The organism is Actibacterium ureilyticum, from assembly GCF_002285435.1.
Classification (GTDB): Bacteria; Pseudomonadota; Alphaproteobacteria; order Rhodobacterales; family Rhodobacteraceae; genus Actibacterium_C; species Actibacterium_C ureilyticum.
The window spans coordinates 65,880-87,904 of the sequence record NZ_NSBT01000020.1 but is presented as its reverse complement, the minus strand read 5'-3'; the positions used below and the strand labels follow the sequence as shown (position 1 = coordinate 87,904).

The following is a 22,025-nucleotide window of genomic DNA, read 5'->3' as shown; positions in this document are numbered from 1 at the left end:
CCGGATTGATTCCAGTGCGTTCTGAACGATTGCCCTCTTCCGGCACAACCGCCGGCATCGCGCCCGAACAGGTGCTGGTGGCCGTACCCGCCCTGAACGAGGCCGGCGCGATTGAAGCCTGCCTGCAATCGCTGATCGGGGACGACCCCTGGATGGGCCAGGTGCGCGTGGTGGTGGCCGATGGCGGCAGCCACGACGCAACCCGCCAGATCGTGACCGACCTGCGCGCGCGCTATCCCAACCTGATGCTGATCGACAACCCCCTGCGCCTGCAATCGGCGGGCATCAACCGCGTGGTCGACAGCGCGTCCACGCCCGCGCATCAGATCCTGGTGCGCTGCGATGCGCATGCGCTCTATCCGCCGGGCTATGTGCAGAACGTCGCGAACGCGTTGATCGCGCGCCCGGATGCGGCCTCGCTCGCCACGCCGATGGACGCGCGCGGCGCCGGTTGTTTCCAGCGCGCGGCGGCCTGGGTTGTGGACACGCCGCTGGGTTCAGGCGGATCGGCGCACCGGGGCGGTCAGAAATCCCATTGGGTCGATCATGGGCACCATGCCGGGTTTCGCCTGGACTGGTATCGGCGCATCGGTGGCTATGACGAAAGTTTCAGCCATAATGAGGATGCCGAATACGATCACCGTCTGGGCCTGGCGGGCGGGCGGGTCTGGCTGGAATCGGATATCCGGCTGGATTACACCATGCGCCCCACCCTGCGCGCGCTGGCGCGGCAATACCTGAACTATGGCCGGGGCCGCGCGCGCAACGTGGCCAAGCACCGGATGCGTCCGCGCCTGCGGCAGCTGATCCCGGCCATCAACTTCGCGGTTCTGGCGCTGGCGATCCCACTGGCGCTGGTCTGGCCCTGGGCGCTGGTGGCACCGCTGGGCTATATCGCGGTGCTGGCGCTGGTATCGGGATTGGCCGTGCGGCGGATCGGTCCATGTGGCCTGTGGGCGGGTCCGGCCCTGGCCGCGATGCACAACGCCTGGGGTTTCGGTTTCCTCCAGACGATGCTCAAACAGATGGTGACACGATGACCGACCGGCCCGCCCGTCATATCGATGTTCTGATGTGCACCTTTCGCCGTGTCGAGGTCACGCAATCCCTAACATCGCTGGACCAACAGATCCTGCCCGAGGGCGTGACGATGCGTGTCATCGTGGCCGACAATGACGACACCCCCAGCGCGAAACAGCGGGTCGAGTCGCACCAGATGTCCTGTCCGGTGCACTATGTACATGCGCCCGCACGCAATATCTCGATCGCGCGCAATGCCTGTTTGGATCACGCCACCGGGGACTGGGTGGCCTTTATCGACGATGACGAGATGGCCGCGCCGGACTGGCTGGCGACCCTGCTGCGGACTGCCGAAAGCAGCGGCGCGGACGGCGTCTTTGGCCCGGCGATCGCAGAATACGGACCCGACGCGCCCGACTGGATGCGCCAACAGGACCATCATTCCAACATCCCCGAACGCCGGGGCGGCGTAGTCCAGACCGGCCACACCTGCAACGCGATGCTGCGCTGGGGCGATGTGCCGTGGCGCGATGCGCGGTTCGATCTGGCGCGGGGGCAATCGGGGGGCGAGGATACCGAATTCTTCTTTCGGCTGGGCCAGATGGGCGCCCGGTTCGAGCTGGAAATGAACGCCATCGTGACCGAACCCGTCGCGCCCAAGCGTCTGACGCTGGGGTGGCTGCTGCGGCGCAAGTTCCGCATGGGCCAAAGCTATGCCGCATCGGCGCCGGGTCGGTCCGACCGGATCAGGCTGTTTCTGAGCGCGGCGGGCAAGGCGGCGATCTGCGGCCTGGCGACGGCGGCTTTCGCCCTCAGCCCGCCCAAGCGCCGGTTCTGGGCGCTGCGCGGGGCGCTGCATCTGGGGGTCTGTGCGGGCTGCCTGTCGCTCAGGCAGCCGCAGATCTATGGCCAGTAAGGCTCAGACCTTCTTCTTGGGATTGTTGTAGTAGTCATAGGTGGGGATCTGGCGCGCATCGGCCAGTGTCAGCACCGCGCAGGTGGGCGTGATCCCGACCTCTTCCAGCGCCGACATGCACTGGCCGATCTTGTCGCTGGGCGTGCTGCGCCAGCGCACGGCCAGAACGACCTCGTCCGCCTGTTTGACCAAGGCCAGCGCATCCGACACCGGCAACAGCGGCGCGGTATCCAGGATCACCAGGTCGAACTGATTTTCCAGCTGCTTGATGATCGACGTCATGTTGCGCGAATAAAGCAGGCTGGCAGGGTCCGACGCGCCGGGTTTGGACGTGATGACATGCGCCCCCGTCAGCGGATCGCGGCGCAGCACATCCTGCAACGTGGCGTTTTCGAACAGCAGATCGAACAGGTCCGGCTTGGGCGGTACCGCCAGGAATTCGGCCAGGCCCCCCTTGCGCATGTCGGTATCGACCACGACACAGGACATGCCCATCTGCACCACCGATTTCGCCAGCAACAGGCTGGTCGATGTCTTGCCCTCGGACGGGACGGACGAAATCACCGCGATCGTGTGCCCCTTGTTCGACGGCTTCAGGATCAGATAGTTCCGCAGCGTGCGCACCGCCTCCATCAGATGAGAGCCGGGATGCGCCGACACGAATTTCAGCGGGTTGTCACGGCGCAGATTGGCCCGCGCCATCGGCAGAGAGGCCACAACCGGCACACCACCCAGAACCCGCCGCAATTGCTCGGGCGTCGACACCGTCTTGTCCAGGAAGCTGCGCAGGAACACGATGCACAGGCCCAGGAACCCGCCACCCACGATGCCCAGCGCGACCGACAGCTTCTTGCGCGGCGCGGCGGGCGATTTGGGCGGGCTGGCATAGGTCACGACCCGCGCGTCCGCTTCCAGCAGCGAATTGACATCGCTGGTCTCGGTCACGGTCTTCAGGATGTTCTCATACGCCGCGCGGCGCACTTCGGCCTCGCGCTCCAGCTGCGACAGGTCGATCTGCTGTTTCTGCAGCTTCAGATAGCGCTGCTCCATCGACAGCAACTGTTCGCGCAGGCTGCTTTCGCGGGCGCGCGCCACGGCGGTCTGGTTCAGCAGATCGCCGCGCAGGCGCGAGATCTCGCGTTCGATCGTGCCCTGGGTCAGTGTGATCTGTTCGCGCATCGAAATCGTGCGCGGGCTGGTTTCGCCAAACCGTTCGCGCACCTCGACCTCGCGCTGTTTCAGCGACGAAAGCTCGTTTTGGAGCTTCTGGATCAGGTCGGATTCCAGAACACCGGCGGCGGCCGACACGCCGTTTTCGGCGACCATGGCATCGATCTGGTTCAGCTCGGCCTTCAGCTCGGCATGTTCGGCGCTGGCATTGACCAGGCGGCTGGACAGCTCGCGGATCTGTTGTTCCAGCCGCTCGGACCCGCCCGATTCCGCGTCCAGCATCCGGTTGCGGAAATCGATGGCCTTCTGCTCGGATGCCTCAAGCTGCTTGCGCATCTCGTCGATGCGGGCGTTCAGGCCTTCGGTCAGGCGGTCGCTGGCGGCCAGTTTCTGTTCCAGCTGGAACGAGATATATTCATCGGCCACCGTATTGGCCACGGCGGCGGCGATCTTGGGGTTGGTCGAGATATAGCTGACATTCACCAGAAAGCTGCTGCCGACCTGGCGCGCGCGCAGGGCGCCGCCCAGCTGGCCCACATAATCGGCCTGTTCACCCAGGCTGACCGCCTCGGCCGAGGCGGCGACATCGATGGGCGAAACCGTTCCATCCCCCGCCGACGGGGTCGCGACGACCGGGTCGGGCGACCCGCCCAGGATCGCCTTGACGATGTTCTTCATCCCCGTCACCGCCTTGCTCAGCAGGGACGGTTCGGGCGCGGGCGGGCGCAGATCGGCGTTGAATTCCGGCAGGGTTTCCAGCTTCAGCGTTTCGGCCACGCGGCTTAGAACCCGGCCCGACTGCATCACCGCGATTTCGCTGGCGATCTTCTGGTTGTCCAGGTTCAGCCCCTGAAACAGGTTGCCCAGCGTGTCATCCGCGACGTTCTGCTGATCCAGAACGATCTGTGCCGTGGCGAAATAGGTCGGCGTGATCCGCAGGACCGAGATCGTTGCGAACAGCGCACCCGCAAAGACACAGGCCGCGATGATCCATAATCCGCGGCGCAGAATGCGCAGGATCTCGTTGAGATTCAGAACAAGATCGCCGCCGGCATCTTGCCCACGATGACCTCTGTCGGAATTCACCGGGCGGAACACCCCACCTGAATGTTCTTTCATTCTGCTACCCTGGTCCCTTGGGGACCACTATTCGTTTCTTGAACTCGTAATTCTGTGTAGCCCGGCCGCCCCATCCGAACCACTCTAACGCAAGCTTTTTAGCACCTTTGCATGTGCTTTCGTATCGTTATCTTCACAAATCACGCAATGCAGCGGATTTTTCTGCAGTTGCGAAACACGGTCAGATGCACTTTCCCCGATCTGAGGACAAAGCGCCCAAGAGCTGTCATTTGTTCACAAGACTCACTCTGCGGTGACATGCGGATGCGGGCGCGCCCGTTGCGACAACAGCCGCAAAACCGGCTTTTCGATCAGCAGATGGATGATCACACCGGCCAGCACGCCGCAGCATACCGTGACCAGGAACACCGCCGGAACCGGCAGCAGACCGGGCAAACCGGCCTTGCGGATGGCCAGCGCGGCGAACCCCATCGCGGGCAGATGCGCCAGATAGATCGAATAGGACGCATCGCCCAGAAAGACCGTCCAGCGCCACGGGCGCAGCACCCCGGCGGCCAGCCCCGCGACCGCGAGCGCGGCAAAAAGCCCGAACGCCACGGTCCGCCAGGAATGCGCCCAGCCGACCACGCGATAGACATCCGTTAGCCCCACCAGCAAGAACCCCGCCACGCCCACGGCCAGCGCCGCCCAGGCCTGTTGCGGCGTCAATCGGGGGAACAAGGCCGCCGCGCCGATCCCGAACAGAAAGAGCAGGTTGTAGTACGAAAACACGAACGACAGCGGATGCGTTTCGAACGGCCAGACGGTGCCAATCGCGCTGAGCGTCATCCAGATCGCGAACACGGCCAGCCCCAGCCGCCCGCCAAGGATCATCAGCGTGAACATCAGGTAAAAGAACATCTCGTATTCCAGCGTCCAGGCCACCCGCATGATCGGATCGCCCGCCGTCGGGATCAGCAGAAACGATGTCACCAGCGCCAGCGGGTCGCGGGCGTTTTCCGGGCCCCGGCCGGGAAAGGCGAAATACATGCACACCAACCCGCCCAGAATGATCCAATAGATCGGATAGATCCGGATCAGACGCTTGCGGATGAACCGCCCCGCCCGCACCGGCACGCCGATATCGCCGCGATGGACAAAGAACATGATGAAGCCCGACAGGACAAAAAAGAACTCCACCCCCGCAAAGCCCATGCCGAAGCCGCGCCAGACCCCGTCGATGGTGCCGCGATAAATGCTGTCGGGCACGGTGAAGACATGGGCGTGGAACAGCACGACCATGATCGCGGCCACCGCGCGGCCGGTTTGAAGCGCGTCAAGTTTCATGGATCTTCCGTGTCGTATCCTGTGCGGCCGCGCGGTCGGGCATCAGGCCCCGCGCGCGGAAATCGGCGATGATATCGGCGATCTCGCCGGGGAAATCCTGTGCCGGTTGATAATTCAGAAGCCGCTGCGCCTTCGATATGTCAAACGCCCGGTGTTTCAGAAAGAACGACACCCGGCGGGGAAACAGCGGCGGCTCAATCCCCAGCGGCAGGCAGATCGCTTCGCACAACCGCGCGGCCAGCATCATCGGCCCCACTGGCAGGTGCAGCCAGGGTTTGCGCACGCCCAGTTGCCGCGCGATCTCGTCCGCGCTGTCCTTCAACGTGCGGTATTCGCGGCCCGCGATCAGGAACGCCTCGGCATTCACCTCGTCATGGATCATGGCCAGGCGGAACGCCTCGGCCAGATCGCGCACGTCCAGCCAGTGGCAGAACGCCTGCCCCTTGCCGATATAGAAAAACCGCCCCTTTGCGATCATCCGGAACATCTTGCCGATGCGCTCGTCACCCGGGCCATAGATCATCGCCGGGCGCAGCACCGCGCCGCGAATGCGGCCCTCGGCGAAATAGCGCATGGCGATCTTCTCGCCCTCGAGCTTCGATTCCTGATAGACATCGGTGGGATTGAACGGCGCGTTTTCATCCGCGGGCGGGTTTTCGATATGGCTGTGGACGCCATTGGTCGAACACAGCACCAAACGCGGCACGCCCTCGGCAATCGCGGCTTCCAGCATGTTCTCGACACCCTTGGCGTTGATGTCGAAAAACAGCTGATCGCCCCCGCCCGCCTGCCGGAACAGCGCGGCAATGTGATAGACGCCCGCCACCCCTTTGGCGGCTGCACGCAGGCTGTCCGGCTGCGTCAGATCGGCGATCACGACCTCTTCTGCGATGGTTTCCAGATCGGCCACCTGCGCGGGGTTGCGCACCATCGCGCGCACCCGAACACCATGCCGTGCCAGATGTTCCACCAGATGACGCCCGACGAACCCGCCGGCCCCCGTCACCAGAAAGATCGGGTCGCTCATTCCTCGGGGTCCTTGCGGATCACCGATTGGACCATGTACTGCTTCATCCGCCGGTTATTGGCGAAGATGATGATCTCGCCCACCAGCCCCAGCGCGATGATCTGCACGCCCAGAACGACCATCAGGACCGAGAAGATCAGCGCAGGCCGATCCGCCAGCGCGGTATCCCCAAAGAGCCGCCCGATGATCAGCACCGCGGTCGCCAGCGCCCCCACCAGGAAGATCGGCAAACCGATGGAGCCGAAGAACCGCAGCGGACGGCGCAGGAATTTCAGCACCACGTAAAGCGCGACCGCATCGAACAGCGCGCGCACATGGCCCAGCGGCTTGAACACGAACCGGGTTCCGGCGGCGGCCTGAGCATCGACCGGATCGACCACGGTTTCCACCACGCTATAGCCGCGCTCGGCGGCGATGGTGGGAATGAAATGCTGACGCACGCCAAAGCTGGCGACATCGTCCAGAACCTCGCGCCGGATCAGGCGGGCGCGGCAGAACACATCCTTGTGGACATGGCCGAACAGGGTTTTCAGCGTGCCCTGCAGCACCTTGGTCCGCAGCCCCTGTGCCGCGGTGTCGACCCGGTCGCTGCGGGTGGCGACAACCATGTCGTGATCGCCAAGCGCGTCCAGCATGTTGGCAATCGAACCTTCGGCAATTTCGGGCCAGCCGGCCAGCGTCAGCACCAGATCGCCGTTCACGCGCTTGGCCGCCGCCGCAAGGGCCGCGTCATCGCTGCCCCAGGGGCGCTTGGCCAGAAAGACCAGCTGCGGCCAGTCGGCCTTAAGACCGTCCATCAGACCGGTCAGCGTGTCATCGCGCGCGTCGGTCACGGCGATCAGCTCGTATTCCATGTTCAGCGCATCCAGCGCCCGGCGATAACCGCCCAGCAAGGCGGTCGGATCCTGATTCTGTTCGATGACGACAATGGCTGAGAGCATCTGTTTTTCTGTAGCTTTGTCCGCTGGCATATCAAATTTGGCCATATTCATTTTGAAAACCCTTACCACAAATAGATTTGTTTAAAATCAGATAATTGCACCACCCATCACGCATCGCGATGGTTCTCGTGAAAGGCCAGCGCCGCGACCATGCCCAAAAGCAGCATGAAAACCGACATCGCCCCCAGAAGCCCGGCGATGGTCATGGCGACCACCTGGTAATCTTCGCCCCGCAGCCAGATGCCCGCGATCACCGCCACAAGCGCCGAGATCAGCGCGATCCGCCCGAACGCGGCCAGGGGACGGTCGGCGAAATGCAGCAGCCCCTTGATCACGATCAGGTCCAGCAGAACCTTGAACACCCGCGACAGACCGTATTTGGATTCGCCGAATTGCCGCGCGTGGTGACGCACGCCGACCTGCGCCACACGGGTGCCCAGCGGGATCGCCATCGCCGGGATGAACCGGTGCATGTCGGAATAAAGCGGCACGCGCTTGATCACCTCGGCCCGGTATACCTTCAGCGAACAGCCATTGTCGCGGATCGGCAGGCCGGTCACCTTGCCGATCAGCCAGTTCGCCATCTTTGACGGGATCTTGCGTGAAACGAGCTTGTCCTGGCGTTTCATCCGCCAGCCGACCACCAGATCGTAACCGGTTTCCAGCTTTTCCAGCATCATCGGCACATCGGCGGGATCGTTTTGCAGATCGCCGTCCATCGTCACCAGATATTTGCCGCGCGCATGTTCGATCCCGGCCGCCATCGCGGCGGTCTGACCGAAATTGCGCTGAAAGCAGACAATCGACAGGCGCGGATCCTGCGCCGCCATCTTTTTCAGCCGCGGCACCGATTCGTCCTTGCTGCCGTCATCGACGAACAGCATCTCATAGCTTCGACCGATGGGATCCAGCGCCCCCGTAATCGCCCGATACATCGGACCGACGCTGTCTTCCTCGTTATAAACCGGGACGATCACCGAAATCTCGGGCGTCGCGGTTTCCTGACCCATTCCCGTTTTCAACATACTTACAAAAACCCCGTACCCAGCAATCGGGCATCCATAACAAACAATCAATGCTGCACCATAGCAAAGAATCGCCGACAGCTACAGGACTCACTGTACTTGATGCGATTTCATGCAATGTTTGCTGACAATTTGACCGGTTGCGGGTTTCTGTTTCAGAATGGACCCGAGTCTATTTCTGACCAATCAACCAGAGTATAGACTGAGGGTATCGGCCATTTTGGGCCTCAATTGCTTTAGAAGTGAAAACATTAACGTGAAAAGTGAAAATTTATGTATCAGACGGATAACATCAGCGCGCAGGGTCACCGCTATCCGGATTTCGTGATCGGGGGCGCCCCGAAATGCGGCACCACATCGCTGCATATGCTGCTGGGGCAGCATGACGATATCGGGCTTCCCGATAACGAGATCCTGTTTCACGACGCCGACGACCCGATCGTGCACAGCGATTTCTTCCGGTTTCGCGACAAATCCATCGACTGGTTCGATCCCACGCCCGCGAATACCACCGCGCTGGACTGGTACGCGTCGCGCTTCACCCCGTTCCATGGCTGCAAGCTGATCGGAGAGGATTCGCCCACCTATCTGTTTTCCGAGGTCGCGGCCCGCCGGATCCGGCAGCTGATGCCGGATGTGCGGCTGATCTTCACCCTGCGCAACCCGGTCAAACGCGCCTATTCGCAATACTGGCATCTGGTGCGCAGCGGGCGGGCGACCGAAAGCTTTGAAAAGACCATCGTGCGCAATCCGTCGATCCTGTTGGGGTCAACCTATACCCCGCATCTGAAACGCTATTTCGACCTGTTCGGCCCCGATCAGGTGCGCGTGGTCCTGTTCGAGGATTTCACCGCCGCGCCGCAGGAAACCCTGGACACGCTGACCGATTACCTGGGGGTGGACCGGTTCCAAATCGACCCCGAAAAGCTGTGGCAGAACCGGACGACCTATCCGGTGGTGACATCCGGGCAGCTGGCCCTGAACCAGGTGGGCCGGCACATCGTGGCCACCCGCTATCGCAAGCATATGGGCGGCCCGATGACGCGCTGGGACAAGATGCTGAAAAAGCTGCATTATCGCTGGTTCGAATATATCAATCCGATCCTGCTGAAATCCAGCAAGGCACCGAAGATAGAGTCCGAGACGCTGAACTATCTGCAAAGCCATCTGTCGGCGCGCAATGCCGGTCTTTCGGACCTACTGGACCGCGACGTGACCACCCATTGGGATGGCGTCACGGTCTGAGCGGCCTTACTGCGTCGCGGTTTCGGACCCCGACGCGGCAAGCGCCTCGGGCTGGACCCAATCCACCTGCAACAGGTCCAGCGGCATCAGCAGCGTGTCCTGATCGGCGGGGATGCGCGTCAGCTCGCCATCGACCTCGCGCGATATCGAATATTGCGGCACCAGCGTCAGCGGCTCTTCCGATGTTTGCAGAACCGCCTCGGCCCCGGTTTCCAGCACGATCTGCTGGGTGGTGGCGATGCGCACCTCAAGCCGGGCGATCTCGGCCTGGACCTGCTGCACCTCGTCCAGAACATTGGTCGCGCGGCGGTCGCGCAGATCGGCAATGCGGCGTTCGGTTTCTGCGATCTCCTGCCGGGCGCGGAACACCTGGGTTTCGGCATCGAGCTGCCGCGCCTCCAGGTCGATCAGCGCGCGCTGCATCGCAATCAGGTTCGGCGACCGCGCCAAACCGCGCTCCAGCAGGGTTTCCATGTTCCCCACCGATTCGCGCATCATCGCCACCTGTTGGTTCAGGCCGCCACGCTTGCCCTCCAGCGCGCCGATCTCGGTTTCCAGCAGACGCATGCTTTCCAGCAGCGATTCATGTTCACGCTCCAGCGCCTCCTGCCGGGCGGCGAAAAGCTGTTTCTCGCGCGCGACCAGATCGGCCATCGCCGCATCGCCATCGGGATGGATCACACCTTCGGGCGCGTTGAAATCGTCGCGGCTTTCGGATTCCGCCAGCAACCGGGCCTCCTGCACCTTGCGCCGCGCCAGATCCAGCCGCAGCTCGCGCAAGGTCCCGCCCGCGCGGATCGCCTCGCGGCCCGCACCGGTGCCGTCATCCTCGCGCGAGCGGAAGAAGCCGCTGGCAATCGCAATCGCCTGTCCCACCCGCAGGCCGGGACGATAGGCATATTCCCCCGGCCGCTGCACGTCGCCCAGCACATAGACCGGGCGATACTGCGCCACCGAAACCGTGGTGCTGGGGGGTTCTTCGATCCCGATCATGCGTTGCAGATCGAACGAGATCGCATCGGCCAACTCGGCGGGGGTCAGGCCATCGGCATCGACCACGCCCAGAACCGGCAGCATCAGCGTGCCATCCTGCGAAATCGTATACTCGCCGCTCAACGCCACCATCTCGGTAAAGGTCAGGCTGGTGGAATCCCAGGCCACGACCTTGACCGCGACCCGGTCCAGGCTGCCCAGCCGGTAATCGGCCACCTTGCCGGACTCTTGTGCCAGTGCCGCAGGCAGGGTTCCCCCCACCATCGCGAACGCCATCAGCGTACCAAGGAACCATTTACGCGCTTTGTGCATGAATTTCACGTCTCCGCGGCTGGGGCACGACACCTGTCGGCCCGAGAGCCTGCATTGAAAAGGTTTTCGTTTGCATTTCTTCAAACCTAGTTGCTAGGTGCAGTCAAGCAAAGCGCGTTTCAGGCAAGTGATGACAAGTTCGATTTCCGTTATTGTACCAACTTTTAACCGGGCGCAGTTTCTGCCCGACGCTTTGTCCTCGCTCTTGGCACAATCCCGCCCGGTTGCGGAAATCATCGTCTGGGACGACGGGTCGACCGACGACACCGAAACCGTGGTTCAGGGCATCACCGGGCCGATCCGCTATTTCCAGGCGGAAAACGGTGGCAAGTCACGGGCGCTGAACGCCGCGATAGAGCAGGCGCAGGGCGACTATATCTGGATCTGCGACGACGATGACATCGCCCTTCCGGATGCGGCGAAAACGCTGGGCGGGCTGCTGGACAGCACCCCCGCGGCGGGTGTCGCGGGCGGCAGCTATCGCCGGTTCCGCACCGATCCCGACACCGGCGCGCGGATCGAAACCGGGCCGGGCTATTGGCCCGACCTGTCGACCGGATCGCCGCTGCGGCATCTGCTCGAGGACATCTTTATCTTTCAGAATGCCACGATGGTCCGACGCGCCTGTTACGACGCCGTGGGTCCGTTTCGCGAGGATCTGCCGCGCTCGATCGACTATGACATGATCGTGCGGCTGGCGGCGCGGTTTCCCGTCGCCCTGACCGAGGACGCGCTGTTCCTGCAACGCAAGCATGACGGTGTACGCGGCCCGGCGGGGGCACAGCATGCGGCGGCGAAATCCGACGATGTCTGGAAACAGGCCGACCGCGCGGTGTTTGCCCCGTTCCGCGATGCGATCCCGCTGTCGCTTTACCGGGCCATGTTCGACGCGGATGCGCCGCTGGCCGAACGCGCGGCGCTGTTGCAGCGCGCCAATGTCTATGCCCGGCGCACCGATTGGGACGCCGCGCTGGACGATTTCCGGGCCGCCGTTCAGGCCTGCCCCGATCTGCCGCTGTCGGACACCGAACTGGCCATCTGTCGCCGGGCGATGGCGGGCAAACATGGCTGCGCCGAGGCATACGAGCCGGATATGCGCCGCAAGCTGGCCGCGCTGCCGCAACAGGGTCCCGCCGGGGCGGATGTGACCCGCGCGCTGGCCCGCGGCACCGCCTGGCGGTTCAAGGTCGCGCTGCGTGAACGAAAGCTGGCCCAGGCCGCCCGGATCGCCCGGTTCTGCGCCGCCCTGTCGCGGTCGCGCCCGGCGGGCGACACCGCGCGCCCGACCGTCACGGAACGCGATCTGCTGCCCGAACAGGCATATGCCTATTAACCCCGGCGATCCGCCGCCAATGGCTGGCGCCCCGGCCCGGCGGCGCATCGGCTTGTTTCAATCGACCCCAGATGCGCTAGAGTGGGCGCCAGGACAGGGCACAGAGTTTCATTACCGTTAAGCTTATGATTTCAGACCGTAATATCCCCGACTTCGCAGTGATCGGCGCAATGAAGGCCGGCACGACGACGCTCTATCACTATCTGCTGGCGCATCCCGATGTGGGCATGTCGCGGATGAAGGAAACCGATTACTTCATCGACTCCGCCAACCACAGCCTGGGCCGCAAATGGTATCTGAGCCAGTTCGAGCCGGGGAAAAAGATCTATGGCGAGGTTTCGCCGAACTACACCAAGCACGATATCTTCCCCCGCGTGCCACAGAACCTGGCCGCGTCCTCGCCCGATGCGCGGCTGATCTTTCTGGCACGGGACCCGGTGGCGCGGTTCGCCTCGCATTACGTGCATGCGTGGCAGCTGGGGCATATGGATGTCGCGCCCGAAGAGATCCTGGACACCAAAAACGGCCAGCACATGCTGGAAACCAGCCGCTATGCCGCGCAGATGGATACCTATCTGCAAGTGTTCGACCGCGCGCAGATCCTGATGCTGGATTTCGACCAGCTGCGCACCGAACCGCAGGCGGTGATGGATCAGGTCTGTGCCCATATCGGGGTCGACAGCATCCCGGTCGCGGATATCGGCGCCCAGAACGATGCGGGGTCCATCGCACGGATGCCGCGCGGGGTTCAGCGGTTGTGGCGGTCGAAAGCGGGGCGGATGCTGGATCCGCTGATCTCGCGCGAGATGCGGGATTTCGGCCGCCGGATGCTGGCCCGCGGCAAGGCGCGGGTGCCGCCGAAACTGAACGACGACATACTGGCACAGGCCGGTGCCGCGCTGCGCGCCGATGCCGACCGGTTCCGCGAAATGTCGGGCCTGCCCTTCGATCAGTGGCCGGTGTGAGCCGCTAGACCTCGTCCACGATCATCGGCGCGCGAATGGCGGCGCGCACCTCGTCGGGGGTCAGGCGAAACGCGTGTTCCGGCATACCCAGCAATGACAGGCGCATCTGTTCGACCTGTTCACGTGTCAGACCCCGCAGCAGCGCGATCAGATCCTCGGCGGTGGGCGCGTCGATGGTCCAGCCCAGCCCGGCGGCCACCCGGTCGCCGGTCTCGCACCCCGCCACGGCGATGGACGGGCAGCCAAAGAAGCTGGCCTCGTAAATCCGGTTGGGCAAGAGCCAGGTCGAATTCGTGCCCCATTGCCACAGGTCCTGCGACCAGACCATATCACAGCGCGTATAGATCGGCGCCAGACCGTCGGGATAGTCATAGGGGCCCAGGTAATCCATGTTGGAACGCGCCGCGACCCGGTCGTGGAAATCGGGCAGCGCGTGGTCATGCACCACCCCGTGCAGTTCGACCCGCAGCCGGTCGCCCAGCGCATCGGCCGCCGCGCATAACAGATCCAGGCTTCGCGGACAGCGCAGCGTGCCGACCCAGCCCAGCGTCAGCGGCGCCTCAGCGGGGATGTCGCGCGGCTGGGGCGCGGGGCGCGTCAGGTTGTCATCATCGATCCACAGCTTGTTTTCCAACAGCGTGACCGGCCCCGCCCACCCCTGAACCGGTTCGAAATACTGCGACACGAAAGCGGGCGAGGATACGATGATCGACGCCGTATGCGCCAGCAACCGACGTTCCAGCCAGCGAAAGATCCGCCCCTTGATCCCGGGATTGGTCATCAGCCCGTGAATATCCAGGCATTCATAGATCACCGGCGGCTTTTCCCCCGGCGTCAGCCAGCGCGCCGCCACGGCGATGGCCAGCATGTCCAGATTGCGCGCCACGATCACATCGGCGCCGCGCAGCACATCACGGTGGCGCGCGACCTTCAGCACCGAGCCAAGGATCGCCTTGATCCGCCGCAGGATGCTTTCATTGGCCACGTCATACAGGTGGATGTTGGGCCAGAAGGGCGTGAAATCGGAATTCATGTTGTCACGGCGCATGGTGAAACCCTGCACCGCGAACCCGCTGGACAGATAGCTTCGGATCCGGCGGATCTGGGCGGCCTCGGCTGCGTCGAACCCGAAGACGATCAGCCGGGTCATGCGCGGCCCCAATCGTCCCATGGCAGGGGTTGATCGGGCAGCAGCGCCCGCAGCGTCGCCATCTCGGGGGCGAAACGGTCGACCAGTTCGGCGCGGGTTTCGGGCCGCATCTTGGGGATCTCGTCCCGCACCTCGACCTTGTTGTATTTCAGCAGCGCCGCGACCGGCGGGCTGGCCTTGACCTTCATCAGCGGCTCTTCCAGACCCTGACGCCTGAGCCAGTCGCCGCCCGCGCGCAGCGTGCTGCGCAGCGCGGGATGCTTGGCGCGGTCGCTTTCATTGCGACGTTCCGAGAACACACCGCTGACGAAATCGCTGTCGACCCCGATGAAGCGGAACACATCCGCCGCCGCCGCTGCGGGATCATTCGAAATATCTTCGGCAAACATCACCTTGATCTGATCGCGCGGAAAGGCATCGAACCAGCGCGACAGATGCGTGCCATAACGCCCCTGTTCCAGATAGGTCGGGTTGTTCTGCACCCCTTCCTCGAACGGGCAGGCGGGGATGTGGCCCTTGACCACCTCGTGCAGGTGGTTGGAATAGGCGCGCTCCACCGGGTTGCGCAGCAACGCCAGCACCTTCATCCCCGGGTGATAGGCCACGGCCCGCTCCGGCGAACGCGGATCATAGAAATACGAGGGCGAGCTTTCGAAGCGCACCGCCTTGTCGGCAAAGGCGCTGAAATGCCCCTCGTACCACTTGTAACCACGATCGAAATAATAGCTGAAAAAATCGACTTCCTTCGGATCGGACACACCGACATCGGGGTGTGCGCCCAAAATGGCGTGGATCCAGGACGATGCGCATTTCTGCGCCCCAATTCCTATGACTTCTGGTTTCACTCGAACCATCCAAAATAATCAGAACGACGCCCAAACTTATTCAGCATGGATTTCGCCAAAGCAACCGGCAAAGGAAATCCCGGCGAATTCAAGCGCTTTCGCGGGATGACTGTATCGGCTGCGCCGCAGACTCGGGCAGCACTGATCGCATCCTGGCCAGTTTCGCCACACCGGGTCCAGTCACAGTTTCTCAATCGCCCACATTGCGGCCTGAGTCCGGTTTTTGGCGCCGATTTTGCGAAAACAGGCCCGCAGATGCACTTTGACCGTGGCCTCGCAGATGCCCAGATCATTGGCGATATCCTTGTTCGAGCCTCCCTCGCACAGATGTCTGAGAATCATCCGCTCGCGCTTGGACAGGTTCGATGGCGCGTCGGACGACCGGCGGTCGCGCCCGTTCGCGGCGGTTTCGGGATAGACCAGCCGATAGCCGTCGCGCACCACCGCCAGCGCGCCGATCAGCGTGTCGGCCGATTGCCCCTCGGGGACGACCGCGTCGACCTGCGCCGCGAATTCCCCCCGGATCGCATCGGTCAGCCGCACCGCCGTCAGCAGCACGATCTTGACCGCCGCGAACTTGGCCCGCAGGTTCTGGATTTCCCATCGCACGCGGCGCCCGGTATCGGTGACATGCATCAGCACCACCGTGCCATCGGTCATGGATTGGATCTCGGCGGCGACATCATGCACCGATACGGTTCTGAAAACCCGTTCACTGCACAAATGCAACAGCTTGTCGCGCAGCACCGCATCGCGGCTGACAATCGCTATAGGCATCTGAAAAGCTTCCCTCAAAAAGCATCGCAACAAAAAATGCACACCCCAAAACACAAGCCGAAAAGCAGACCATGGACCCTGAAATACGGTCCCGTACCCAAATATCGCCGCAAATCCGACGCGGGAATCCTAGCCCATAAGGCGCAGTTTTCAAAGGGTGCAGCGCCGTCGCGGGTCAACCTGTCCGTGTCGGATCACATCCGCCGCCCGGTTTGCGCATCGAAAAGCAGCGCCTGCGCGGGATCGGGGCTCAGGTAAACGGTGGCGCCCGGCGCCGGGATGTCACGGCCCGAAAGCGCCCGCACCACCAGCCGCTGCGCGGCGGCCGTCACATGCAGATAGGTATCGGCGCCCAGCGGCTCGACCCGGTCGACTTGGGCGCGGATCGCACCCGGGCGCGGCTGCGTGTCGGTCACGAAATGCTCGGGGCGCAGGCCCAGCTGAACCTGCCCCGGCGCGCGCGGCGGGCCATCCAGCCCGATCCGCCCCAGATCGGTGGCAACCGCCCAGCCGTCATCGTCGCGCAGCACCTGGCCGGGCACCAGGTTGATCCCCGGCGCACCGATGAACTGTGCCACGAACAGCGTATCGGGCTGGCGATAGATCCGCTCTGGCGTGTCCACCTGCACGATCCGGCCGCCCTGCATCACCGCGATCCGGTCGGCAAGGCCCAGCGCCTCGACCTGGTCATGGGTGACATGGATCATCGTGCGGCCCGTCGCATCGTGCAGGCGCCGGATCTCGGCCCGCAGATCATTGCGCAGCCGGGCATCCAGATTGGACAGCGGCTCGTCCAGCAGCAGCAGCCCGGCATCCCGCACCAGCGCCCGCCCGATAGCGACGCGCTGACGCTGCCCACCCGACAGCGCCGACGGTTTGCGCGCCATCACCCCGTCCAGTTGCAGCATCGCGGCCACCCGGTCCACCCGCGCGGCGATCTCGGCCCGGGGCAGGCCCGCGTTCTTCAGCGCAAAGCGCAGGTTGCCGCGCACGCTCATCTGCGGATAAAGCGCATAGGACTGGAACACCATGCCGATGCCGCGCCTGCCGGGATCGACCCCGGCCATGTCGCGCCCGTCGATCAGCACCTGACCGCCGGAAATCCCCGTCAGCCCGGCGATGGCCTGCAACAGGGTGGATTTGCCGCATCCCGACGGCCCAAGCAGCACCAGAAGCTCGCCCTGTTCGACGGTCAGGTTCAGATCGTCCAGCACCCGCTCGGGGCCGATGGACAGCGACAGGTTGCGCAGCGTGACCTTGCCCATGCCCTAGCCCCGCACCGCGCCGGACAACAGCCCGCGCAGGAAAAGCCGCCCCGCCACGACATAGACCATCAGCGGCACCAGACCGGTCAGCAACGTCGCGGCCATGTCGACATTGTAAAGCCGCACCCCCTGCGTGGCGTTCACGATATTGTTCAGCTGCACCGTCATCGGATAGGTTTCGGGCCGGGCAAAGACGATCCCGAAAAGAAAGTCGTTCCAGATCCCCGTCACCTGCAACATCAGCGCGACCGCGCAGACAGGCGCCGACAGCGGCATCAGCACCCGCAGGAACACACCCCAGAATCCCGCGCCGTCGATCCGGGCGGCATGGATCAGGTCAGGCGGCAACCCGGCGAAAAAGTTTCGGAACAGCAGCGTCAGGATCGGCAGCCCCAGAAGCACATGCACCAGCACCAGCCCCGTCAGATCGCCATAGATCCCCAAGCCCCGCAGCAGCATCACCATCGGATAAAGCAGCACCTGATAGGGGATGAAGGCGCCGAAGATCAGCACCGCGAACAGAACCTGGCTGCCGCGCATCCGCCAAAAGGCCAGCACGTAGCCGTTCAGCGACGCGATCGCGACCGACAACAGCACCGACGGCACCAGGATCCGGACCGAATTCCAGAACCCCGGCGCAAGCCCGTCGCAGCTAAGCCCGGTGCAGGCCGTGGACCAGGCCGCCGCCCAGGGCGCCAGCGTCGGCGCCGCAGGCAGCGCCAGAAGGTGACCGGCGCGGATCTCGGCCATCGGTTTCAGCGCCGTCACGACCATCACGTAAAGCGGCAGCAGGTAAAACAGGCACACCACCGCCAGCGTGACATGGACCACGACCCGGCCCAGACGCCACCCCCGCCCGGCGTGGCTTTCGGGGTGTTCAACGATGATCACGCCGCCGCCCCATCCACCAGACCGCGACCGCCCAGCACAGCATCACGACCAGAACCAGCGTCAGCATCATGGTCGACGCGGCAAAGCCCTGACCCAGGTTCTGATTTTCGAACATCATGTCATAGACATATTTGGCCGGCACCTCGGTCGACAGGCCCGGGCCGCCCCCGGTCAGCGCCACCACCAGGTCGAACAGCTTGATCGCCGATGCCAGAACCAGCACGGTCGCCGTCGCCAGCACACCGCGCAGCATTGGAAACACGATGAACAGATAGGTTTTCCAGACCGCGATGCCGTCCAGCCGTGCCGCCTTCCAGATATCGTCATCGATGGCGCGCAGACCCGACAGGATCAGGACCGCGACGATCCCCGACCCCTGCCAAAGCCCCGCCATCACGACGCCATGGATCGCCAGATCGGGATCCGACAGCAGCGCCAGCCCCGGCAGGCCAAAGGTCGGGTTCAGCATCCATTGCCAGGCCAGCCCCGTCACCACGAAGGACAGCGCATAGGGGTAAAGCAGGACCGCGCGGAAAAGCCCCTCGGCCCGGATGCGGCGGTCCAGCAGCACCGCCAGCCCAGCCCCGATGCCCAGCGCGCCAGACAGCAGCCCCACGGCATATATCGCCAGATTACCGACCGAGATCAGCCAGCGCTCTGATGTCCAAAGCCGTTCGTACTGGGCCAGCCCGACCCAAGGCCCGTTTGGCAAAAGCCGCGACCCGGTCAGCGAATGCGCCACGGTCCAAAGCGGAAACAGGACGAAGATCAGCAACGCCACAAGCGCCATCGCCGCCATGACGCCCATCGCCCAGGGCGCCGCGCGTCCGGGCATGGGCCGGCTATCTTGCCCGGGCGATAAGATCGGCATAGCGGTCCTGAACCTCGGCGGCGGTCATGTCGGGCGATGCCCAGAACCGCGCCATCAGATCGTCGATCTGTGCCACGGTATCGGGCGGCAGGACGATCTCGGTGCTGGGCAGGACCTGGCCCTGCGACAGGATCGCCAGCCCCTTGCGCATGCAGCTGTTGGCAGTGTCCAGATCGACATCGCCCCGCACCGGCAACGCGCCCTTGGCGGTGTTGAACGCCACCTGAACCTTGGGCGACATCATGACCGAGGCCAGCTTCAGCTGCGCGGCGGTCACGTCGGGATCGTCCTGTTTCGGGAAATAGAACGCATCGCCCCCAGTCGATATCACCGGGGTCATGCCCAAACCGGGCAGGCATTCGTAATCCTTCCCCGCCACCAGCCCGGCGGCGGCGAATTCGCCCTGCGCCCAGTCGCCCATGATCTGCCCGCCCGCCCGGCCGTCGATCACCATGCCGGTGGCCTGGTTCCAGTCGGACGCGTGCGATCCGCGCGACATTGCGCGCGCGGTCTCGGCGGCCTGGAACACAGCGGCATAGTCCGCCCCCCGCGCCACGGCCGCATCCCGGTCGACATTCACCGCGCGCCAGGCGTCGGGCCCCGCGATGGCCACGGCCAGAACCTGGGTGATCGCGTTCGATGCCTCCCAGTCCTGCGGGCCGATCGCCAACGGCACGATCCCCGCGCGACGCAATGCCGGGGCGGCAGCGACAAACCCCGCCCAGTCCTGCGGGACCTCAAGCCCCGCCTTGTGAAACGCGTCCGTCGACAGCCACAGCCATTGCCAGGAATGGATGTTCACCGGCACGCAATAGATCCGCCCGTTAACGGTACAGGCCTGAAGCAGATCGGGCGGATGTACGACGGCGTGCCAGTTTTCGGCCTGCGCCAGTTCGGTCAGGTCCAGCATCAGCCCGGCCTCGACCAGTTCGCGCGCCTGTTGCCCGTGGTTGAATTGCGTGGCGCCCATCGGGTCGCCGCCCAGCAACCGGCTGATGACCGCCGGGCGCGCCTGGGTGCCGCCGCCCCCGGCAATTGCACCATCGACCCAGCGGTGCCCGGTGGCGTTGAACGCATCGGCCAGCACCTGCACCGCTGCGGCCTCGCCGCCCGATGTCCACCAATGCACGACCTCAAGATCGGCCGCCTGCGCGCCGCCCGCAAGCATCGCGGCCACGGCCGTCCCGGACAGGAACCGGCGCCAGGGCCGTCGTGCGGATGTGGTTTTGCATCTGTTGGAAATCGCCCGGGCGGGGCGTGTCGGCGGGGCCTGTCGAATGTCGCGCATCGCTGTTGTTTTCGGTCCCTGTGATCCGTTCGCTGGATCCGGTGCGATCACCGGTATCGGCCCGATGGTGCGGTCTGGCGGCACCGATTGCAAGACAGAGTTGTGCGGCTGGCGCCCACGCACGCCCATCGCGCGAACCGGGCCACGGTGGTAATGTGGCGGGACATGCGGTACCAATTTTTGAATGATCGGTAAGAATCAAATTTGATTGGGAGTGAATATATGTCGGCCAAATCGCGAAATTACCTGTGGCGCTGCGCAGCCCCGACCGCGCTGGGGCTTGTCCTGAGCACCCAGGCCGCCCTTGCGGATATCCGTTTCTGGACCATCGAAGAACAACCCGAACGCCTGGCCAAGCAACAAGAGATGGCCAGCGCGTTCGAGGCCGAAACCGGTATCGGGGTCGAGGTGATACCGGTGACCGAAACCGATATGGGCACCCGGGCCACCGCCGCCTTTGCCGCGGGCGACCTGCCCGATGTGATCTATCACACGCTGCAATACGCCCTGCCCTGGGTCGACGCCGGGATCCTGGATGCCGAAGCCGCGACCGAGGTGATCGAGGCGCTGGACACCGGCACCTTTGCCCCCGGCGCGCTGAACATGGCGCGCACCGACGATGGCTGGGCCAGCGTTCCGTCCGATGGCTGGACCCAGATGATCGTCTATCGCAAGGACCTGTTCGACGCCGCAGGTCTGGCCGCCCCCACCACGTTCGACGCCGTCACCGCCGCAATCGGGGCGCTGCACAACCCGCCCGAGATGTTCGGCTTCGTCGCCGCCACCAAGGTGGACGAGAATTTCATGAGCCAGGTTCTGGAACATGTCTTCCTGGCCAATGGCGCCACCCCGGTCGGGCCCGATGGCTTTGCCGGTTTCGACCCCGCGAAGACGGTCGAGGTGCTGGATTTCTACAAGACGCTGGCCGATGCCTCGCCCGAGGGCGAGCTGTATTGGGACCAGTCGCGCAGCCTGTATTTCGCGGGCAATGCGGCGATGATCATCTGGTCGCCCTTCATCCTGGACGAACTGGCCGGCCTGCGCGACAGCGCGCCGCCCACCATCACCGACGACCCGACCTCGGCCGAGCTGGCGTCGAAAACCGGGATCGTGACCAATTTCGCCGGCCCGTCGAACCCCGATGGCGCGGCCTGGGGCGATATCCGCTATTTCGGGATCACGGCGGATGCCGATTTCGACGAGGCGCAGCAATTCGTGAAATATTCGATGGACAATGGCTATGCCCAGACGCTGTCCATCGCGCCCGAGGGCAAGTTCCCGGTGCGCCGCGGCACGCCCGACAACCCCACCGCTTTCGTCGATGCGTGGTCGAAGCTGGATGTCGGGGTCGACCGCCGCGCACCGCTGAGCGCGCTTTATGACGCGGCGATGATCGACGAGATCGTCGGCGGCCTGGACGTGGCGCAACGCTGGGGCGTGAACGAGGGCCAACTGGCGCTGGCATCGAAGATCATCAACAGCCAGGCGATCAACCGCATCGTCCGCGAGGTCATCGATGGCGACCTTTCGTCGGCCGACGCGGTGGCCAAGATGAACCAGGAACTGGCCGCAATCGAATAAGCCC

General features: G+C 64.1%; 19 protein-coding genes. 6 read left to right on the top strand and 13 right to left on the bottom strand.

From position 1 onward, the window contains the following. Window positions 1-14: 14 nt before the first annotated feature. Together CLM60_RS05145 and CLM60_RS05140 are read left to right on the top strand one after the other, a co-directional pair. Window positions 15-1,040, top strand: coding sequence for a glycosyltransferase family 2 protein (locus CLM60_RS05145; protein ID WP_245848230.1), 1,026 nt, complete (start codon window positions 15-17; stop codon window positions 1,038-1,040). Beyond that, the gene (locus CLM60_RS05140; RefSeq protein ID WP_095588100.1) at window positions 1,037-1,936 is read left to right on the top strand and encodes a glycosyltransferase family 2 protein; all 900 of its coding nucleotides are present in this window, start codon (window positions 1,037-1,039) and stop codon (window positions 1,934-1,936) included. Before CLM60_RS05145 ends, CLM60_RS05140 begins: the two co-directional genes overlap by 4 nt. Before the next feature lie 3 nt (window positions 1,937-1,939). Here the strand turns inward: CLM60_RS05140 and CLM60_RS05135 are convergent, their stop codons facing one another. The 5 genes from CLM60_RS05135 to CLM60_RS05115 form a co-directional block, all read right to left on the bottom strand. Beyond that, window positions 1,940-4,225, bottom strand: a complete 2,286-nt coding sequence (locus tag CLM60_RS05135) for a GumC family protein (RefSeq protein WP_095588099.1) — start codon at window positions 4,223-4,225, stop codon at window positions 1,940-1,942. Between the two features lie 243 nt (window positions 4,226-4,468). Further along, window positions 4,469-5,512, bottom strand: coding sequence for an acyltransferase family protein (locus tag CLM60_RS05130; protein WP_095588098.1), 1,044 nt, complete (start codon window positions 5,510-5,512; stop codon window positions 4,469-4,471). After that, window positions 5,502-6,539: an NAD-dependent epimerase/dehydratase family protein gene (locus CLM60_RS05125; RefSeq protein ID WP_095588097.1), complete on the bottom strand. Its 1,038-nt coding sequence runs from the start codon at window positions 6,537-6,539 to the stop codon at window positions 5,502-5,504. The genes CLM60_RS05130 and CLM60_RS05125 overlap by 11 nt, the downstream gene beginning before the upstream one ends. Further along, window positions 6,536-7,480, bottom strand: coding sequence for a glycosyl transferase family 2 (locus tag CLM60_RS05120; RefSeq protein WP_095588096.1), 945 nt, complete (start codon window positions 7,478-7,480; stop codon window positions 6,536-6,538). The genes CLM60_RS05125 and CLM60_RS05120 overlap by 4 nt, the downstream gene beginning before the upstream one ends. 107 nt (window positions 7,481-7,587) lie before the next feature. Further along, window positions 7,588-8,490 carry a glycosyltransferase family 2 protein gene (locus CLM60_RS05115; RefSeq protein ID WP_245848227.1) on the bottom strand — a complete coding sequence of 301 codons (903 nt, stop codon included), beginning with the start codon at window positions 8,488-8,490 and terminating at the stop codon, window positions 7,588-7,590. 288 nt (window positions 8,491-8,778) lie between these two features. Between CLM60_RS05115 and CLM60_RS05110 the strand changes: the two genes are divergently transcribed. Then, window positions 8,779-9,750 carry a sulfotransferase family protein gene (locus CLM60_RS05110; protein ID WP_095588094.1) on the top strand — a complete coding sequence of 324 codons (972 nt, stop codon included), beginning with the start codon at window positions 8,779-8,781 and terminating at the stop codon, window positions 9,748-9,750. A 6-nt stretch (window positions 9,751-9,756) separates the two neighbouring features. On the opposite strand, the gene CLM60_RS05105 is transcribed toward CLM60_RS05110, so the two are convergent. Next, window positions 9,757-11,055 (bottom strand): polysaccharide biosynthesis/export family protein, encoded by a 1,299-nt coding sequence (locus tag CLM60_RS05105; protein ID WP_095588093.1) that lies wholly within the window; start codon window positions 11,053-11,055, stop codon window positions 9,757-9,759. Window positions 11,056-11,185: 130 nt separating this feature from the next. Between CLM60_RS05105 and CLM60_RS05100 the strand changes: the two genes are divergently transcribed. Continuing rightward, window positions 11,186-12,388: a glycosyltransferase family 2 protein gene (locus tag CLM60_RS05100; RefSeq protein WP_095588092.1), complete on the top strand. Its 1,203-nt coding sequence runs from the start codon at window positions 11,186-11,188 to the stop codon at window positions 12,386-12,388. A gap of 125 nt (window positions 12,389-12,513) precedes the next feature. Beyond that, entirely contained in the window at window positions 12,514-13,353 is an 840-nt protein-coding gene (locus CLM60_RS05095) for a sulfotransferase family protein (protein WP_095588091.1), read from the top strand. Between the two features lie 4 nt (window positions 13,354-13,357). Here CLM60_RS05095 and CLM60_RS05090 read toward each other — a convergent pair whose 3' ends face one another. The 7 genes from CLM60_RS05090 to CLM60_RS05060 form a co-directional block, all read right to left on the bottom strand. Then, window positions 13,358-14,503, bottom strand: a complete 1,146-nt coding sequence (locus CLM60_RS05090) for a glycosyltransferase (protein WP_095588090.1) — start codon at window positions 14,501-14,503, stop codon at window positions 13,358-13,360. Further along, window positions 14,500-15,357: a sulfotransferase domain-containing protein gene (locus CLM60_RS05085; protein WP_095588089.1), complete on the bottom strand. Its 858-nt coding sequence runs from the start codon at window positions 15,355-15,357 to the stop codon at window positions 14,500-14,502. Before CLM60_RS05085 ends, CLM60_RS05090 begins: the two co-directional genes overlap by 4 nt. 171 nt (window positions 15,358-15,528) lie before the next feature. Further along, a complete protein-coding gene (locus CLM60_RS05080) occupies window positions 15,529-16,125 on the bottom strand; it encodes a helix-turn-helix transcriptional regulator (RefSeq protein WP_095588088.1) in 597 nt (198 codons plus the stop codon). A gap of 194 nt (window positions 16,126-16,319) precedes the next feature. Then, window positions 16,320-17,390, bottom strand: coding sequence for an ABC transporter ATP-binding protein (locus CLM60_RS05075; RefSeq protein ID WP_095588087.1), 1,071 nt, complete (start codon window positions 17,388-17,390; stop codon window positions 16,320-16,322). A gap of 3 nt (window positions 17,391-17,393) precedes the next feature. Then, on the bottom strand, window positions 17,394-18,281 hold the full coding sequence (locus CLM60_RS05070; RefSeq protein WP_245848222.1) for a carbohydrate ABC transporter permease: 888 nt from the start codon (window positions 18,279-18,281) through the stop codon (window positions 17,394-17,396). Beyond that, on the bottom strand, window positions 18,268-19,116 hold the full coding sequence (locus CLM60_RS05065) for a carbohydrate ABC transporter permease (RefSeq protein ID WP_245848220.1): 849 nt from the start codon (window positions 19,114-19,116) through the stop codon (window positions 18,268-18,270). Before CLM60_RS05065 ends, CLM60_RS05070 begins: the two co-directional genes overlap by 14 nt. 7 nt (window positions 19,117-19,123) lie before the next feature. Then, entirely contained in the window at window positions 19,124-20,320 is a 1,197-nt protein-coding gene (locus tag CLM60_RS05060; protein WP_095588228.1) for an ABC transporter substrate-binding protein, read from the bottom strand. 342 nt (window positions 20,321-20,662) lie between these two features. Here CLM60_RS05060 and CLM60_RS05055 point away from each other — a divergent pair, with 342 nt between their 5' ends. Continuing rightward, entirely contained in the window at window positions 20,663-22,021 is a 1,359-nt protein-coding gene (locus CLM60_RS05055) for an ABC transporter substrate-binding protein (protein ID WP_095588086.1), read from the top strand. Window positions 22,022-22,025: the final 4 nt, after the last annotated feature.

Excerpts from the sequence above, each read along its gene's own strand:
- CLM60_RS05140 (WP_095588100.1), top strand. The coding sequence starts at position 1,037 with ATGACCGACCGGCCCGCCCGTCATATCGATGTTCTGATGTGCACCTTT.
- CLM60_RS05135 (WP_095588099.1), bottom strand. The coding sequence starts at position 4,225 with ATGAAAGAACATTCAGGTGGGGTGTTCCGCCCGGTGAATTCCGACAGA.
- CLM60_RS05130 (WP_095588098.1), bottom strand. The coding sequence starts at position 5,512 with ATGAAACTTGACGCGCTTCAAACCGGCCGCGCGGTGGCCGCGATCATG.
- CLM60_RS05125 (WP_095588097.1), bottom strand. The coding sequence starts at position 6,539 with ATGAGCGACCCGATCTTTCTGGTGACGGGGGCCGGCGGGTTCGTCGGG.
- CLM60_RS05120 (WP_095588096.1), bottom strand. The coding sequence starts at position 7,480 with ATGCTCTCAGCCATTGTCGTCATCGAACAGAATCAGGATCCGACCGCC.
- CLM60_RS05115 (WP_245848227.1), bottom strand. The coding sequence starts at position 8,490 with ATGGGTCAGGAAACCGCGACGCCCGAGATTTCGGTGATCGTCCCGGTT.
- CLM60_RS05110 (WP_095588094.1), top strand. The coding sequence starts at position 8,779 with ATGTATCAGACGGATAACATCAGCGCGCAGGGTCACCGCTATCCGGAT.
- CLM60_RS05105 (WP_095588093.1), bottom strand. The coding sequence starts at position 11,055 with ATGCACAAAGCGCGTAAATGGTTCCTTGGTACGCTGATGGCGTTCGCG.
- CLM60_RS05100 (WP_095588092.1), top strand. The coding sequence starts at position 11,186 with ATGACAAGTTCGATTTCCGTTATTGTACCAACTTTTAACCGGGCGCAG.
- CLM60_RS05095 (WP_095588091.1), top strand. The coding sequence starts at position 12,514 with ATGATTTCAGACCGTAATATCCCCGACTTCGCAGTGATCGGCGCAATG.
- CLM60_RS05090 (WP_095588090.1), bottom strand. The coding sequence starts at position 14,503 with ATGACCCGGCTGATCGTCTTCGGGTTCGACGCAGCCGAGGCCGCCCAG.
- CLM60_RS05085 (WP_095588089.1), bottom strand. The coding sequence starts at position 15,357 with ATGGTTCGAGTGAAACCAGAAGTCATAGGAATTGGGGCGCAGAAATGC.
- CLM60_RS05080 (WP_095588088.1), bottom strand. The coding sequence starts at position 16,125 with ATGCCTATAGCGATTGTCAGCCGCGATGCGGTGCTGCGCGACAAGCTG.
- CLM60_RS05075 (WP_095588087.1), bottom strand. The coding sequence starts at position 17,390 with ATGGGCAAGGTCACGCTGCGCAACCTGTCGCTGTCCATCGGCCCCGAG.
- CLM60_RS05065 (WP_245848220.1), bottom strand. The coding sequence starts at position 19,116 with ATGCCCGGACGCGCGGCGCCCTGGGCGATGGGCGTCATGGCGGCGATG.
- CLM60_RS05060 (WP_095588228.1), bottom strand. The coding sequence starts at position 20,320 with ATGCTTGCGGGCGGCGCGCAGGCGGCCGATCTTGAGGTCGTGCATTGG.
- CLM60_RS05055 (WP_095588086.1), top strand. The coding sequence starts at position 20,663 with ATGTCGGCCAAATCGCGAAATTACCTGTGGCGCTGCGCAGCCCCGACC.